Genomic DNA, 15193 nt, shown 5'->3' on the forward strand with positions numbered 1-15193 from the left:
CTAACCCGGCGTAATGCCGGGTTTTTTAATTTTTGTCCTAAAGCACTCCCCCGGACGCGAAAGCAGTTGCTCAGCCCTCTAATCTGCTGTTAGATGTAACAAATGTCTTATCCTTAGCCGCGACGTGGCTATTTTTTGCGCCGTCCCGGTGCATGAAGTGTGGGGTTATTGTGAAACTGGATGAAATTGCGCGCCTTGCCGGAGTATCGCGCACGACGGCCAGCTACGTTATCAATGGTAAAGCTAAGCAGTATCGTGTCAGCGACAAAACCGTCGAGAAAGTGATGGCCGTGGTGCGTGAGCATAACTACCACCCAAATGCGGTAGCGGCCGGACTTCGCGCCGGGCGAACGCGCTCGATAGGCCTGGTTATTCCCGATCTGGAGAATACCAGCTACACGCGTATTGCTAATTATCTGGAACGTCAGGCCCGTCAGCGCGGTTATCAGCTGCTTATCGCCTGTTCCGAAGATCAACCTGATAATGAAATGCGCTGCGTTGAACATCTGCTGCAGCGTCAGGTGGATGCGATTATTGTCTCGACCTCGCTGCCGCCAGAGCATCCTTTTTATCAGCGCTGGATTAACGATCCCCTGCCGATTATCGCGCTGGATCGGGCGCTCGATCGCGAACATTTTACCAGCGTGGTCGGTGCCGATCAGGACGATGCCGCCATGCTGGCTGCGGAGCTTCGCAAGCAGCCGGTCAACTCGGTGCTTTTTTTAGGCGCGCTGCCCGAGCTTTCCGTCAGCTTTCTGCGCGAGATGGGGTTCAGGGATGCCTGGAAAGGCGACGAACGACCGCAGACCTTCATCTACGCTAACAGCTTCGAGCGAACGGCGGCGGCGGCGTTGTTCGAAACCTGGCTGGAAACCCATCCTATGCCTGAAGCGCTTTTCACCACTTCTTTTGGCCTGCTACAAGGGGTGATGGACGTTACGCTGAGGCGTGAGGGGCGTCTGCCTGTCGATCTTGCCATCGCCACCTTTGGCGATCATGAGCTGCTGGATTTTCTGGATTGCCCGGTACTGGCGGTAGGGCAGCGTCACCGGGATGTCGCTGAGCGGGTACTTGAACTGGTGCTGGCCAGCCTTGATGAGCCTAAAAAACCCAAGCCGGGCTTAACACGCATCCGCCGTAATCTCTATCATCGTGGAAGGTTGAGTCGTCGTTAAACTTAAATCCTGATTAAAAAGGCAGCCAGGCTGCCTTTTTTGGTCGGTATTCTATTTTCCCGTTTTAAATTGGTTTTTTTGATAAATTTAGCGGCAGATAATTTGACGATGTTGCGAAACGTTAAATAAGCGTAAATTAAGGTAAATGCAAAAGGCCACAGCTAACTTTTTAAAATTCATGCTGATTAATACAAATTTACATTTAGTCCTGTGCAGTCGCGGCTGGTGCGCCCGGCGCAGCTGCTGAAATTATTAGGATAGTCCTGAAAATGTCGCGCAGGTCTCAAAGTTGAAGTTATCTTTGTTGCGCGTGGAATGTGATATATTTTTGAGCAATCCTTTAGCTAGCAAAAAAAAATTACTGCTATTCATCGGTTTATTTTTTATCTCCATTTAAGATCCGCAAAATTTTTATCTCTTAGTGATTTTCCCTGCGTAAGAAATAATTCCATTCCGGCTTCGCTGTTGCTTGACAATGTTTTCCTCTGCTCCGTAAACTCCCCCGGTGGGAATTAGTGGTATAAAGTGGTGAAAAAAGGTAACCGGAGGGTGAGACTGGCATGTTCCGTGGAGCAACGTTAGTCAATCTCGACAGCAAAGGGCGGCTCGCTGTGCCCACGCGCTATCGCGAAACGCTGATCGAGGAATCACAGGGGCAAATGGTATGCACCATTGACCTCCGCCAGCCATGCCTGCTGCTTTACACCCTGCCCGAATGGGAAATTATTGAACGTAAGCTGGCTCGCTTATCCAGCATGAACCCTGAAGAGCGGCGCGTTCAGCGCCTGCTGCTGGGACATGCCAGCGAATGTCAGATGGATAATGCAGGACGGCTGCTGGTCGCGAATACGCTTCGCCAGCATGCGCACCTGACCAAAGAAGTGATGCTGGTTGGGCAGTTCAATAAGTTTGAGCTGTGGGATGAACAGACCTGGTATCAACAAGTCAGGGAGGATATTGACGCGGAGCAGTCGACTCAGGAACCGCTTTCTGAGCGTTTGCAGGACTTGTCATTATAGCTATGCAGGAAAATTTCAAACATACCACAGTGCTGTTGGACGAGGCGGTAAAGGGCCTCAATATCCAGCCTGACGGCATCTATATCGATGGCACCTTCGGACGAGGTGGCCATTCGCGACTCATTCTCTCCCAGTTAGGTGAGCAGGGGCGGCTTTACGCCATTGACCGCGATCCTCAGGCGATTGCGGCAGCCGAAGCGATAACCGATCCCCGCTTTACGATTATTCACGGCCCCTTTTCCGCGCTGGCAGAGTATGCCGAAGCGCGGGGCTTAACGGGAAAAATCAACGGGATCCTGCTGGATCTCGGCGTCTCTTCTCCTCAGCTGGACGATGCCGATCGCGGCTTCTCCTTTATGCGCGACGGGCCGCTGGATATGCGAATGGACCCGACCAGGGGACTTTCTGCCGCCGAATGGCTGCTGCGGGCTGACGAGAGCGATATCGCATTTGTGCTGAAGACTTTTGGCGAAGAGCGTTTTGCTAAACGTATCGCCAGAGCGATCGTGGAGCGCAATCGTGAGCAGCCAATGACCCGTACCAAAGAGCTGGCCGATGTGATTTATGCGGCCACGCCGGTAAAGGATAAGTTTAAGCATCCGGCCACCCGCAGTTTTCAGGCCATCCGTATCTGGATAAACAGTGAGCTGGAAGAGATTGAGCAGGCGCTGAAAGGCGCGCTCACCGCGCTGGCACCGGAAGGACGGCTTTCGGTGATCAGCTTCCATTCCCTTGAAGACCGTATTGTGAAACGGTTTATGCGCGAGCAGAGTCGCGGTCCGCAGGTGCCAGCCGGTATTCCGCTGACCGAAGCGCAGCTCAGCAAGCTGGGCGGGCGCCAGCTCAAAGCGCTGGGCAAAATGATGCCCGGCGAGGCGGAGGTCGCGGAGAACCCCCGCGCCCGCAGCTCCGTACTGAGAATTGCTGAGAGGACGGCGTCGTGACAGGCAACGAACGGCATAGCTTACCGGGCGCGATCGCAGAAGATATTCTGCGTCATGGCAAAATCCCGCTGATCCTGGCCGTTGCGGTGACGGTTTCCGCCGTGCTGGTGGTGACCACGGCGCATAAAACCCGTCTGCTTACCGCCCAGCGTGAACAGCTGGTACTGGAAAGGGATGCGCTGGACATTGAATGGCGCAACCTGATTCTGGAAGAGAATGCCCTCGGCGATCATAGCCGGGTTGAGAGGACGGCAACGGATAAACTGCAAATGCAGCATGTCGATCCATCGCAGGAAAATATCGTGGTACAGCCATAAGAGACGGAATGAAAGCCGCAACCAAGACGCAGAAGTTAAAACGCCAGGAGAATCAGGCCAGCTTTGTTAGCTGGCGTTTTGCGTTGTTATGCGGCTGCATTTTCATTGCGCTTGCCGCGCTGCTTTCCCGGGTAGCCTGGCTTCAGGTTGTCAGCCCCGACAGGCTGGTACGGGAAGGGGATATGCGTTCTCTTCGCGTACAGGCAGTGCCGACCGCGCGCGGTATGATCACCGATCGGGCAGGCCGGCCGCTGGCGGTCAGCGTGCCGGTAAATGCCATTTGGGCCGACCCGAAAGAGTTGCATGATAAGGGCGGGATTACCCTCGACAGCCGCTGGAAAGCATTATCAGATGCTTTATCCATTCCGCTCGATCAGCTTGCCGCCCGCGTTAACGCCAACCCCAAAGGCCGCTTCGTTTATCTTGCCCGTCAGGTCAATCCCGCTATTGGCGACTACATCAAAAAACTGAAGCTGCCGGGCATTCATCTGCGGCAGGAATCCCGCCGTTACTATCCCGCAGGGCAGGTCACTTCACATCTGATCGGTTTTACCAATATCGACGGCCAGGGCATTGAAGGTGTTGAAAAAAGCTTCGATAAATGGCTGACCGGCCAGCCTGGCGAACGAACGGTACGTAAAGATCGCTATGGCCGGGTGATTGAAGATATCTCTTCCGTAGACAGCCGTGCCGCGCACAATCTTGCGCTCAGCATTGATGAACGGTTGCAGGCGCTGGTCTACCGTGAACTGAACAATGCCGTCGCCTTTAACAAGGCGGAGTCCGGTACGGCGGTTCTGGTCGATGTGAATACCGGCGAGGTACTGGCGATGGCCAACAGTCCCGCCTATAACCCGAACAATCTCAGCGGCACCCCCAAAGACGTCATGCGTAATCGTGCTATCACCGATATTTTTGAACCCGGTTCTACGGTGAAACCGATGGTGGTGATGACCGCACTTCAACGTGGCGTGGTGAAAGAAAATACCGTTCTGAATACCGTGCCGTATCGCGTTAACGGTCATGAGATTAAAGACGTGGCGCGCTATAACGAACTAACCCTGACCGGGGTTCTGCAGAAATCGAGTAACGTCGGTGTTTCAAAGCTGGCGTTAGCGATGCCATCCTCAGCGCTGGTAGAAACTTACTCGCGCTTTGGATTGGGTAAGGCGACCAATTTGGGGTTGGTCGGAGAAAGTAGTGGCTTATATCCTCAAAAACAACGGTGGTCTGACATAGAGAGGGCCACCTTCTCTTTCGGCTATGGGCTGATGGTAACGCCGTTACAATTAGCGCGAGTCTACGCCACGATCGGCAGCTATGGCATTTTGCGCCCGCTTTCGATCACCAAGGTTGATCCGCCAGTCGCGGGTCAGCGCGCTTTCCCTGAACACGTTGTGCGTACCGTCATGCATATGATGGAAAGCGTCGCCCTGCCGGGCGGCGGGGGCGTGAAAGCCGCCATCAAAGGCTACCGCATTGCGATCAAAACCGGGACAGCGAAAAAGGTCGGGCCTGACGGAAAATACGTCAATAAATATATCGCCTATACGGCGGGCGTTGCGCCCGCGAGCCGTCCCCGTTTTGCGCTGGTCGTGGTAATTAACGATCCTCAGGGCGGCAAATATTATGGCGGCGCCGTATCCGCCCCTGTTTTTGGCGCGATCATGGGAGGCGTACTGCGTACCATGAATATTGAGCCTGATGCACTGCCTCCAGCGGTTCCGGTGGAGAACAACGAAAAAATAGTTAACAGAAGTGAGGGATCGAGTGACCGATCGTAACCTGCGCGAACTGCTGGCCCCCTGGGTGCCTGGCGCACCTTCGCTGCCGCTTAAAGAGATGATCCTGGACAGCCGCGTGGCGGCTTCAGGCGACCTGTTTGTGGCGCTTAAAGGCCATGTGGCTGACGGCCGCCGTTTTATCCCCCAGGCGATAGCTCAGGGCGTGGCAGCCGTGATTGCCGATGCAGAAGGCGAAGCAGAAGATGGTCAGATCGTCATGATGCATGGCGTGCCGGTCATTTACCTGGCACAGCTCTCCCAGCGTCTTTCCGCGCTGGCGGGGCGTTTTTATCACCAGCCTGGCGAAAAGCTGAAGCTCGTTGGGGTGACCGGCACTAACGGTAAAACTACCACGACTCAGCTGCTGGCTCAGTGGGCGACCTTGCTGGGTGAAACCGGTGCAGTGATGGGGACGGTTGGCAATGGCCTTTATGGTCAGCTCGCGCCGGCGGAGAACACAACCGGCTCAGCGGTAGACGTCCAGCACACTCTTAATGCGCTGGTTGAACAGGGCGCTACCCTCGCCGCGATGGAGATCTCCTCTCACGGTCTGGTGCAGCACCGCGTCGCCGCGCTGCCTTTTGCCGCTGCTGTTTATACCAACCTGAGCCGGGATCATCTGGATTACCACGGTGATATGGCGCGCTACGAAGCCGCGAAATGGCTGCTCTTTTCAGAGCATCATGTCGGGCAGGCGATTATCAACGCCGATGATGAGGTGGGTCGTCGCTGGCTGGAGAAGCTGCCGGATGCGGTTGCCGTTACCATGGAAAATAACCTTCAGCCTGGCTGCCATGGCCGCTGGCTGAAAGCGACAGAGGTGGATTATCACGATAATGGTGCGACGATCCGCTTCAGCTCCAGCTGGGGCGAGGGAGAAATCAACAGCCGGCTGATGGGTGCCTTCAACGTCAGCAATCTGTTGGTCGCGCTGGCCACGCTGCTGGCGCTGGGCTATCCGCTCCCCTCACTGATGGCGTCCGCCAGCCAGCTCCAGCCGGTCACCGGCCGCATGGAAGTGTTCAGCGCGCCTGGCAAACCGACCGTGGTAGTGGATTATGCCCATACGCCAGATGCGCTTGAAAAAGCGCTGGCGGCGGCACGTCTTCACTGTAAAGGGCAGTTATGGTGCCTATTTGGCTGCGGCGGCGATCGTGATAAAGGCAAACGCCCGCTGATGGGCGCGATTGCCGAACAGTTCTCCGATATCGTTGTTATTACCGATGATAATCCACGCAGTGAAGATCCGGCGGCCATTGTCGCGGATATATTAACAGGCCTGCTTGATGCCGGACGCGCCCGCGTGGTTTCTGGACGGGCGCAAGCGGTCACCAGCGCAGTAATGCAGGCGAAGGAAGGCGATTTTGTTCTGGTGGCGGGAAAAGGTCACGAAGATTATCAGATTATCGGTAACCGCCGCCTCGACTATTCCGACCGGATGACGGTCGCTCGTCTGCTGGGGGTGATGGCATGATCGCGCTTTCTCTCAAAACGCTTGCTGATATCACTGGTGGCGAACTCGTTGGCGGCGATCTGATCTTTTCAGACGTCACGACAGATACCCGTCACGTCAGCGCTGGCTGCCTGTTTATCGCCCTGAAAGGCGAGCGTTTTGACGCTCACCGGTTCGTGGGTGATGCCATTGCCGCCGGTTCGTCGGCTCTATTGGTGAGTGAGCACTTACCTGTAGCTGTTCCGCAGGTGATTGTTGCCGATACGCGTATTGCGCTTGGCCAGCTGGCTGGCTGGGTACGTCAGCACTCTCCTGCGCGCGTGGTCGGGCTTACCGGTTCGTCCGGCAAGACCTCCGTCAAGGAGATGACCGCTGCGATCCTGCGGGAATGCGGTGAAACGCTCTATACCGCAGGCAACCTGAATAACGATATCGGCGTGCCGCTGACCCTGCTGCGGCTGACCGAAAAGCATCAGTATGCGGTGATCGAACTGGGTGCCAACCACCAGGGCGAAATCGCCTATACGACGGCGCTTGCCCGTCCGGAATCGGCGCTGGTCAATAACCTGGCCGCCGCCCATCTTGAAGGTTTCGGTTCGCTGGCCGGCGTGGCGAAGGCGAAAGGGGAAATTTTTCAGGGGCTGCCCGATAGCGGCACTGCCATTCTCAATGCGGACAGTAACGACTGGCCGCACTGGCAGACGATGCTGCAGGGCAAAAGAGTCTGGCGTTTTTCGCCGGATGCCCAGGCGGGCGTGGATTTCTCGGCGCAGAATGTGACGATGAGCGCTGGCGGGACTCAATTTACTCTGCACACTCCAGCGGGCGTGGTCGATATCACGTTGCCGCTGCCGGGTCGTCATAATATCGCCAATGCGCTGGCTGCCGCCGCACTGGCGCTGGCAGTCGATGCGCCACTGAGCGCCATCCAGAAAGGGCTTTCCGCACTGAAAGCGGTGCCAGGCCGCCTTTTCCCCATCGCGCTGGCAGAAGGCAAACTGATTATTGATGACAGCTATAACGCCAACGTCGGTTCAATGACCGCTGCGGCTCAGGTACTGGCGGAGATGCCGGGTTACCGCGTCATGGTCGTGGGCGATATGGCTGAACTGGGTGATGAGGCGAAAGCCTGCCACCGGGAAGTGGGCGAGGCCGCGCGCCTGGCCGGAATTGATAAGGTGCTGAGCGTCGGTACCCTGAGCAAACTGATCGGTGATGCCAGCGGAGTCGGCGAACATTTCACTGATAAAACCGCCGTGACAGAGCGTCTACAGACGCTGCTTGCGGCACATCCTCATATCACCGTGTTAGTTAAAGGTTCACGTAGTGCCGCCATGGAGCAGGTAGTACAGAGCTTACAGGAGAAAGGAACATGTTAGTCTGGCTGGCCGAGCATCTGGTCACATTTTATTCCGGCTTTAACGTCTTTTCCTATCTGACGTTTCGCGCCATCGTCAGCCTGCTGACTGCCCTTTTTATCTCACTGTGGATGGGGCCGCGTATGATCGCCCGTCTTCAGGAAATGTCCTTTGGCCAGGTTGTGCGTAACGACGGTCCTGAGTCTCATTTCAGCAAGCGCGGCACGCCGACGATGGGGGGAATTATGATCCTCTTCTCCATCACCGTGTCGGTACTGATGTGGGCCTATCCTTCGAATCCTTACGTCTGGTGCGTACTCTTTGTGCTGGTGGGCTACGGCATTATTGGTTTTATCGACGATTACCGGAAAGTTGTCCGTAAAGATACTAAGGGCCTGATTGCCCGCTGGAAATATTTCTGGCAGTCGGTCATCGCGCTGGGCGTTGCCTTCGTGATGTACATGATTGGCAAAGATACGCCTGCGACCGAGCTGGTGGTGCCGTTTTTCAAAGATATTATGCCGCAGCTTGGCCTGCTCTATCTCCTGCTGGCCTACTTTGTGATTGTCGGCACCAGTAATGCAGTTAACCTGACCGACGGGCTGGATGGGCTGGCGATCATGCCGACCGTGTTCGTGGCGGCCGGTTTTGCGCTGGTGGCCTGGGCAACCGGTAACATGAATTTCGCGAGCTATCTGCACATTCCTTATCTGCGTCACGCCGGCGAACTGGTCATCGTCTGTACCGCCATTGTCGGCGCAGGCCTGGGTTTTCTCTGGTTTAACACCTATCCGGCTCAGGTATTTATGGGCGATGTGGGCTCGCTGGCCCTTGGCGGCGCGCTTGGCACTATCGCGGTGCTGCTGCGTCAGGAGTTTCTGCTGGTGATCATGGGGGGCGTGTTCGTTGTGGAAACGCTGTCGGTGATCCTGCAGGTAGGATCGTTCAAGCTGCGCGGCCAGCGCATTTTTCGCATGGCGCCTATTCATCACCACTATGAACTGAAGGGCTGGCCGGAACCGCGCGTCATTGTGCGCTTCTGGATTATTTCGCTGATGCTGGTGCTGATTGGCCTGGCAACGCTCAAGGTACGGTAAACAATGGCTGATTATCAGGGTAAAAAAGTTGTCATTATCGGGCTGGGGCTCACCGGCCTCTCCTGCGTTGATTTCTTTTTGGCGCGCGGCGTTACGCCACGCGTGATGGATACCCGGGTCGTACCGCCAGGCGTCGAAAAGCTGCCAGCCAACGTGGAACGCTGGCTGGGCTCGCTGAACGACGACTGGCTGCTCAGCGCCGATTTGATTGTCGCCAGCCCCGGTATGGCGCTGGCGCATCCTGCGCTGATGGCGGCGGCAGATGCCGGCGTTGAGATCGTCGGCGATATCGAACTCTTCTGCCGCGAAGCGCAGGCACCCATTGTCGCCATCACAGGTTCAAACGGTAAAAGCACGGTGACCACGCTGGTGGGCGAAATGGCAAAAGCCGCTGGCTGGCAGGTGGGCGTGGGCGGCAATATTGGCCTGCCAGCGCTGATGCTGCTGGATCAGCCCGCGCAGCTTTATGTGCTGGAATTGTCCAGTTTTCAGCTGGAAACCACCTACAGCCTTCAGGCTGCGGCGGCAACGATCCTCAACGTCAGCGAAGATCATATGGATCGCTATCCGCTTGGCATGCAGCAGTACCGGGCGGCCAAACTGCGCGTCTATGAGCAGGCTTCCGTGTGCGTGGTCAATGCTGACGACGCCATGACCATGCCGGTTCGCGGCGCGGACAAGCGTTGCATCAGCTTTGGGGTGGACGTGGGCGATTATCATCTTAACCGGCAGCAGGGCAGTACCTGGCTGCGGGTGAAGGGCGAAAAAGTCCTGAACACGGACGAAATGAAGCTCGTGGGCCAGCACAACTATACAAACGCGCTGGCGGCACTGGCGCTGGCGGACGCGGCTGGTCTGCCGCGCTCGTCCAGCCTGAAGGCGCTGACATCCTTTACGGGACTGGCGCATCGCTTTCAGCTTGTCCGGGAGCACAACGGCGTGCGCTGGATTAACGACTCGAAGGCCACTAACGTCGGCAGTACAGAAGCGGCGCTGAGCGGGCTGCAGGTAAAAGGCAGGCTCTGGCTGCTACTGGGCGGTGACGGCAAATCAGCCGACTTCAGCCCGCTGGCACCTTATCTGCAAAATGACAGCGTGCGGCCCTACTGCTTTGGGCGCGACGGTGATGCGCTGGCGGCACTACGGCCAGACGTCGCCGTTCGTACTGCCACAATGCGTGAGGCCATGCAGCAGATCGCCGCTCAGGTAGCGCCGGGCGATATGGTTCTGCTTTCGCCAGCCTGTGCCAGCCTCGATCAGTTTAAGAATTTTGAGCAGCGCGGTGAAATCTTCACGCAGCTGGCTAAGGAGCTCGGCTGATGAGGATCATTGGCGCAGCCCTGGCGGGTGGGATCACGAATCGTCTGAAAGAGTGGGTGATGGGCTCTCGCGAAAGCGACGACAGCGTCATGATTCTCTATGATCGCACGCTGCTCTGGCTCACCCTCGGCCTGGCGATTATTGGCTTTGTGATGGTGACGTCGGCGTCAATGCCGGTAGGACAGCGTCTTTCCGAAGATCCGTTCTATTTCGCCAAGCGTGATGCTTTTTATCTGGTGCTGGCGTTTTGTATGTCGCTGGTCACGCTGCGCATCCCGATGGCTTTCTGGCAGCGCTACAGCAATATCATGCTGCTGGTTACGGTCTGTATGCTGCTTATTGTGCTGGTCGTCGGCAGTTCCGTTAACGGCGCCTCACGCTGGATTGCGTTGGGTCCGCTGCGCATCCAGCCCGCCGAGCTGTCGAAGCTGTCGCTGTTCTGCTACCTGGCGAGCTATCTGGTGCGCAAGGTAGATGAAGTCCGCAATAACTTCTGGGGCTTCTGTAAGCCGATGGGCGTGATGGTAGTGCTGGCGGTGCTGCTGCTGGCTCAGCCTGATCTGGGGACCGTGGTGGTGCTGTTTGTCACCACGCTGGCGATGCTGTTTCTCGCAGGTGCCAAGCTCTGGCAGTTTCTGGCAATTATCGGCTCCGGTATTTTCGCCGTTTGCCTGCTGATCATCGCTGAACCCTACCGTATGCGCCGCGTGACTTCTTTCTGGAATCCCTGGGAAGATCCGTTTGGCAGCGGTTACCAGCTTACCCAGTCGCTGATGGCCTTTGGCCGTGGGGAATTCTGGGGGCAGGGGCTGGGGAATTCAGTGCAGAAACTGGAATATTTACCGGAGGCGCACACTGACTTTATCTTCTCCATTATTGGGGAAGAACTGGGTTATATCGGTGTGGTTTTCGCCCTGTTGATGGTATTCTTCGTCGCTTTTCGCGCGATGTCCATTGGCCGCCGGGCGCTGGAGATGGATCAGCGGTTTGCCGGCTTTCTGGGCTGCTCAATCGGTATCTGGTTTAGCTTTCAGGCGCTGGTCAATGTTGGCGCGGCGGCGGGCATGCTGCCAACCAAAGGGTTAACGCTGCCGCTGATCAGCTACGGTGGTTCGAGTTTGATTATCATGTCAACCGCCATCGTTTTTTTGCTGCGTATAGATTATGAAACGCGCCTGGCCAGAGCGCAGGCGTTTACGAGAGGTGGTCGATGAAAGGGAAACGCCTGATGGTCATGGCGGGCGGAACAGGGGGACACGTTTTCCCTGGCCTGGCTGTGGCGCATCATCTGATGGATCAGGGCTGGGAGGTTCGCTGGCTGGGTACGGCCGATCGCATGGAGGCTGACCTGGTGCCTAAGCACGGCATTGATATCGACTTTATCCGCATCAGTGGACTGCGGGGCAAAGGGCTGAAGGCACAGCTTGCAGCGCCGCTGCGTATTTTCAATGCGGTACGTCAGGCGCGGGCCATTATGAAGGCCTGGAAGCCGGACGTGGTGCTGGGAATGGGCGGTTATGTTTCCGGGCCTGGCGGTCTGGCGGCCTGGAGTTGCGGTATCCCTGTGGTGCTGCATGAGCAGAACGGCATTGCCGGACTGACCAATAAATGGCTGGCGAAAATTGCCAAAAAAGTCATGCAGGCATTTCCAGGCGCCTTCCCCCATGCGGATGTTGTCGGCAATCCGGTGCGCACTGACGTGCTGGCGCTGCCCTTACCGGAAGCGCGACTGGTAAACCGGACGGGACCTGTTCGCGTGCTGGTCATTGGCGGCAGTCAGGGGGCCCGCGTACTTAACCAGACGCTGCCACAAGTGGCTGCCATGCTGGGGGAAGCTATTACGCTTTGGCACCAGGTGGGTAAAGGATCGCTGGAAAGCGTGAAGGAAGCCTATCAGCAGGTAAACCAGACGCAGCATAACGTCACGGAGTTTATTGACGATATGGCGGCGGCATACGCCTGGGCTGACGTGGTGGTCTGCCGTTCCGGTGCACTGACCGTCAGTGAAGTGGCCGCGGCGGGCTTACCGGCGATATTTGTCCCTTTTCAGCATAAAGATCGCCAGCAGTACTGGAATGCGCTGCCGCTGGAGCAGGCGGGCGCCGCCAAAATCTATGAGCAGCCGCAGTTTACTGCAGCGGCAGTGGCTGAGACGCTGGCCAGTTGGGATCGCCCAACGTTACTGCGGATGGCGGTAAAAGCACGCAGTGTTGCGATTCCGGACGCGACCGAGCGCGTGGCGGCGGAAGTGAGCGCCGTGGCGCTGTAAAGAGAATTTGCAGGTGCCGGAGAGCCGGCGCCCTAACAAAAGGTGCATTTTGCACCGACAGGCAGAAGAGATGAATACACAACAACTGGCAAAACTGCGTACTATCGTGCCCGAGATGCGTCGCGTCCGGCACATTCACTTTGTTGGCATCGGCGGTGCTGGCATGGGCGGTATTGCTGAAGTGTTGGCCAATGAAGGGTATGAAATCAGCGGTTCGGACCTGGCACCAAACGCGGTCACCCAGCACCTGAGCAAACTGGGTGCAACGCTCTATTTTAATCATCGCCCGGAAAACGTCAGCGATGCGAGCGTGGTGGTTGTGTCGACCGCTGTCTCCCAGGATAACCCTGAGATTATTGCCGCGCGCGAAGCGCGCATTCCGGTGATCCGCCGCGCGGAAATGCTGGCTGAGCTGATGCGATTCCGCCATGGCATCGCGGTTGCGGGCACGCATGGTAAAACCACCACGACGGCAATGCTGTCGAGCATTTATGCAGAAGGCGGACTCGATCCAACATTCGTCAATGGCGGCCTGGTTAAGGCTGCCGGAACGCATGCCCGTCTGGGCAGCAGCCGTTACCTGATTGCGGAAGCGGATGAGAGCGACGCCTCATTCCTGCATCTCCAGCCGATGGTGGCGATCGTCACGAATATCGAAGCTGACCATATGGACACCTATCAGGGCGATTTCGAAAACCTGAAGCAGACGTTTATCAACTTTCTGCACAATCTGCCCTTTTATGGCCGTGCCGTGCTCTGCGTTGACGATGCGGTTATCCGCGATCTTATCCCGCGCGTGGGGCGTCAGATCACCACTTACGGCTTCAGTGAAGATGCTGATGTGCGCATTGCCAGCTATCAACAGCATGGTGCGCAGGGGCATTTCACACTGGCGCGCCTCGATAAGCCTCTGATGCATGTTACGCTGAACGCCCCTGGCCGGCATAACGCGCTTAACGCGGCGGCGGCAGTAGCGGTCGCGACGGAAGAGGGCATTGAGGATAGTGAAATCCTCAGCGCGCTGGAAAGTTTTCAGGGCACAGGTCGCCGTTTCGATTTTCTGGGCGAGTATCCCCTTGCGGACGTGAACGGTAAAGAGGGCTCCGCCATGCTGGTGGATGACTACGGCCACCATCCCACCGAGGTGGATGCGACGATCAAAGCAGCGCGCGCAGGCTGGCCGGAAAAGCAGCTGGTTATGGTTTTTCAGCCGCACCGGTACACGCGAACCCGTGATTTATATGACGATTTCGCAAATGTGCTGTCTCAGGTAGATGTATTGCTGATGCTGGAAGTCTATTCCGCCGGTGAAACGCCTATTCCTGGCGCAGATAGCCGCTCGCTCTGCCGCACCATCCGCAGCCGGGGCAAAGTCGATCCCATTCTGGTTTCTGACCATGATGCTGTGATGGAGATGCTGGCACCTAAGCTCAACGGCAACGATTTGATCCTGGTGCAGGGTGCCGGAAATGTAGGGCGCATTGCACGTAAACTGGCTGACAACAAGTTACAACCGCAGAACGAGGGAGAACATCATGGCTGAGAAAGTAGCGGTATTGCTGGGTGGCACCTCTGCGGAGCGTGAAGTCTCACTGATGTCCGGCAGCGCAGTGCTTGCCGGGCTGAAAGAAGCGGGCATCGATGCACACGCGGTAGACATTCGTGATTTTCCAGTGATGCGGCTGAAGGAAGAGGGCTTCGATAAAGCCTTTATCGCCTTACATGGCCGTGGCGGCGAAGATGGGACGCTGCAGGGCGTGCTGGAGTTCCTCGCTATTCCTTATACCGGCAGCGGCGTAATGGCCTCAGCCATCACCATGGACAAACTGCGTACCAAGCAACTCTGGCAGGGCTGTGGTCTGCCGATTGCGCCTTTTGTGGCGATTACCCGTCAAGAAATGGACGCCGGACTGAGCGAGGAGATGCGCGCGCGTATTACGGCGCTCGGCCTGCCGCTGTTCGTTAAGCCAAGCTGTGAAGGCTCAAGCGTAGGCATCAGCCGCGTTAATGAAGCTGACGCGCTTCAGGCGGCGCTGAACGAAGCTTTCCGTCATGACGACGATGTGCTGGTTGAAGCTTTTCTGAGCGGCCCCGAATATACCGTCGCGGTAATTGGGGAAGATATTTTGCCTTCCATACGAATTAAAGTGATTTCTGAGTTCTATGACTATGAAGCAAAATATTTTTCTGACGATACTGAGTACTTCTGTCCGAGCGGTCTGAGCGCCGATCGGGAAGCGGAACTGAGCGATCTTGTGATCAAAGCCTGGCGTGCGCTGGGCTGTAGCGGCTGGGGCCGCGTGGACGTCATGATGGGCGGCGACGGTCAGTTCTATCTGCTCGAGGTAAATACCTCCCCAGGGATGACCGGACACAGTCTTGTGCCTATGGCGGCAAAACAGGCCGGAATGAGCTTCTCGCAGCTGGTAGCGCGTATTCTGGAGCTGGCCGACTGAT

13 protein-coding genes are annotated in these 15193 nt (G+C 56.8%); all 13 read left to right on the forward strand.

The features are described from left to right. Positions 1-170 precede the first annotated feature (170 nt). The 13 genes from cra (at position 171) to EA20_RS0112035 (ending at position 15192) form a co-directional block, all read left to right on the forward strand. On the forward strand, positions 171-1175 hold the full coding sequence (cra, locus tag EA20_RS19725; RefSeq protein WP_038381586.1) for a catabolite repressor/activator: 1005 nt from the start codon (positions 171-173) through the stop codon (positions 1173-1175). A 560-nt stretch (positions 1176-1735) separates the two neighbouring features. After that, positions 1736-2194, forward strand: a complete 459-nt coding sequence (gene mraZ / locus EA20_RS0111980; protein ID WP_024967055.1) for a division/cell wall cluster transcriptional repressor MraZ — start codon at positions 1736-1738, stop codon at positions 2192-2194. A 2-nt stretch (positions 2195-2196) separates the two neighbouring features. Then, entirely contained in the window at positions 2197-3138 is a 942-nt protein-coding gene (gene rsmH / locus EA20_RS0111985; RefSeq protein ID WP_024967056.1) for a 16S rRNA (cytosine(1402)-N(4))-methyltransferase RsmH, read from the forward strand. Further along, positions 3135-3455 (forward strand): cell division protein FtsL, encoded by a 321-nt coding sequence (gene ftsL, locus EA20_RS0111990; protein ID WP_024967057.1) that lies wholly within the window; start codon positions 3135-3137, stop codon positions 3453-3455. Before rsmH ends, ftsL begins: the two co-directional genes overlap by 4 nt. A gap of 8 nt (positions 3456-3463) precedes the next feature. After that, positions 3464-5239, forward strand: coding sequence for a peptidoglycan glycosyltransferase FtsI (locus EA20_RS0111995; RefSeq protein ID WP_024967058.1), 1776 nt, complete (start codon positions 3464-3466; stop codon positions 5237-5239). Further along, complete coding sequence (murE, locus tag EA20_RS0112000; RefSeq protein ID WP_024967059.1) at positions 5226-6713, forward strand: UDP-N-acetylmuramoyl-L-alanyl-D-glutamate--2,6-diaminopimelate ligase; 1488 nt, start codon at positions 5226-5228, stop codon at positions 6711-6713. Before EA20_RS0111995 ends, murE begins: the two co-directional genes overlap by 14 nt. Further along, entirely contained in the window at positions 6710-8071 is a 1362-nt protein-coding gene (murF, locus tag EA20_RS0112005) for a UDP-N-acetylmuramoyl-tripeptide--D-alanyl-D-alanine ligase (protein ID WP_024967060.1), read from the forward strand. The genes murE and murF overlap by 4 nt, the downstream gene beginning before the upstream one ends. After that, the gene (gene mraY / locus EA20_RS0112010) at positions 8065-9147 is read left to right on the forward strand and encodes a phospho-N-acetylmuramoyl-pentapeptide-transferase (protein WP_024967061.1); all 1083 of its coding nucleotides are present in this window, start codon (positions 8065-8067) and stop codon (positions 9145-9147) included. The genes murF and mraY overlap by 7 nt, the downstream gene beginning before the upstream one ends. Before the next feature lie 3 nt (positions 9148-9150). Continuing rightward, complete coding sequence (gene murD, locus EA20_RS0112015; protein ID WP_024967062.1) at positions 9151-10467, forward strand: UDP-N-acetylmuramoyl-L-alanine--D-glutamate ligase; 1317 nt, start codon at positions 9151-9153, stop codon at positions 10465-10467. After that, a complete protein-coding gene (ftsW, locus tag EA20_RS0112020) occupies positions 10467-11681 on the forward strand; it encodes a cell division protein FtsW (RefSeq protein ID WP_024967063.1) in 1215 nt (404 codons plus the stop codon). The genes murD and ftsW overlap by 1 nt, the downstream gene beginning before the upstream one ends. Beyond that, a complete protein-coding gene (gene murG, locus EA20_RS0112025; protein WP_024967064.1) occupies positions 11678-12736 on the forward strand; it encodes an undecaprenyldiphospho-muramoylpentapeptide beta-N-acetylglucosaminyltransferase in 1059 nt (352 codons plus the stop codon). Before ftsW ends, murG begins: the two co-directional genes overlap by 4 nt. A gap of 70 nt (positions 12737-12806) precedes the next feature. Beyond that, entirely contained in the window at positions 12807-14279 is a 1473-nt protein-coding gene (gene murC, locus EA20_RS0112030; protein WP_038381587.1) for a UDP-N-acetylmuramate--L-alanine ligase, read from the forward strand. Next, positions 14272-15192, forward strand: coding sequence for a D-alanine--D-alanine ligase (locus tag EA20_RS0112035; RefSeq protein WP_024967066.1), 921 nt, complete (start codon positions 14272-14274; stop codon positions 15190-15192). Before murC ends, EA20_RS0112035 begins: the two co-directional genes overlap by 8 nt. The last annotated feature ends 1 nt before the right edge of the window (position 15193 follow it).

The sequence above is a fragment of the Pantoea sp. IMH genome (assembly GCF_000599885.1).
Lineage (GTDB): Bacteria > Pseudomonadota > Gammaproteobacteria > Enterobacterales > Enterobacteriaceae > Erwinia.

Excerpts from the sequence above, each read along its gene's own strand:
- mraZ (WP_024967055.1), top strand. The coding sequence starts at position 1,736 with ATGTTCCGTGGAGCAACGTTAGTCAATCTCGACAGCAAAGGGCGGCTC.
- rsmH (WP_024967056.1), top strand. The coding sequence starts at position 2,197 with ATGCAGGAAAATTTCAAACATACCACAGTGCTGTTGGACGAGGCGGTA.
- EA20_RS0111995 (WP_024967058.1), top strand. The coding sequence starts at position 3,464 with ATGAAAGCCGCAACCAAGACGCAGAAGTTAAAACGCCAGGAGAATCAG.
- murF (WP_024967060.1), top strand. The coding sequence starts at position 6,710 with ATGATCGCGCTTTCTCTCAAAACGCTTGCTGATATCACTGGTGGCGAA.
- mraY (WP_024967061.1), top strand. The coding sequence starts at position 8,065 with ATGTTAGTCTGGCTGGCCGAGCATCTGGTCACATTTTATTCCGGCTTT.
- murD (WP_024967062.1), top strand. The coding sequence starts at position 9,151 with ATGGCTGATTATCAGGGTAAAAAAGTTGTCATTATCGGGCTGGGGCTC.
- ftsW (WP_024967063.1), top strand. The coding sequence starts at position 10,467 with ATGAGGATCATTGGCGCAGCCCTGGCGGGTGGGATCACGAATCGTCTG.
- murG (WP_024967064.1), top strand. The coding sequence starts at position 11,678 with ATGAAAGGGAAACGCCTGATGGTCATGGCGGGCGGAACAGGGGGACAC.
- murC (WP_038381587.1), top strand. The coding sequence starts at position 12,807 with ATGAATACACAACAACTGGCAAAACTGCGTACTATCGTGCCCGAGATG.
- EA20_RS0112035 (WP_024967066.1), top strand. The coding sequence starts at position 14,272 with ATGGCTGAGAAAGTAGCGGTATTGCTGGGTGGCACCTCTGCGGAGCGT.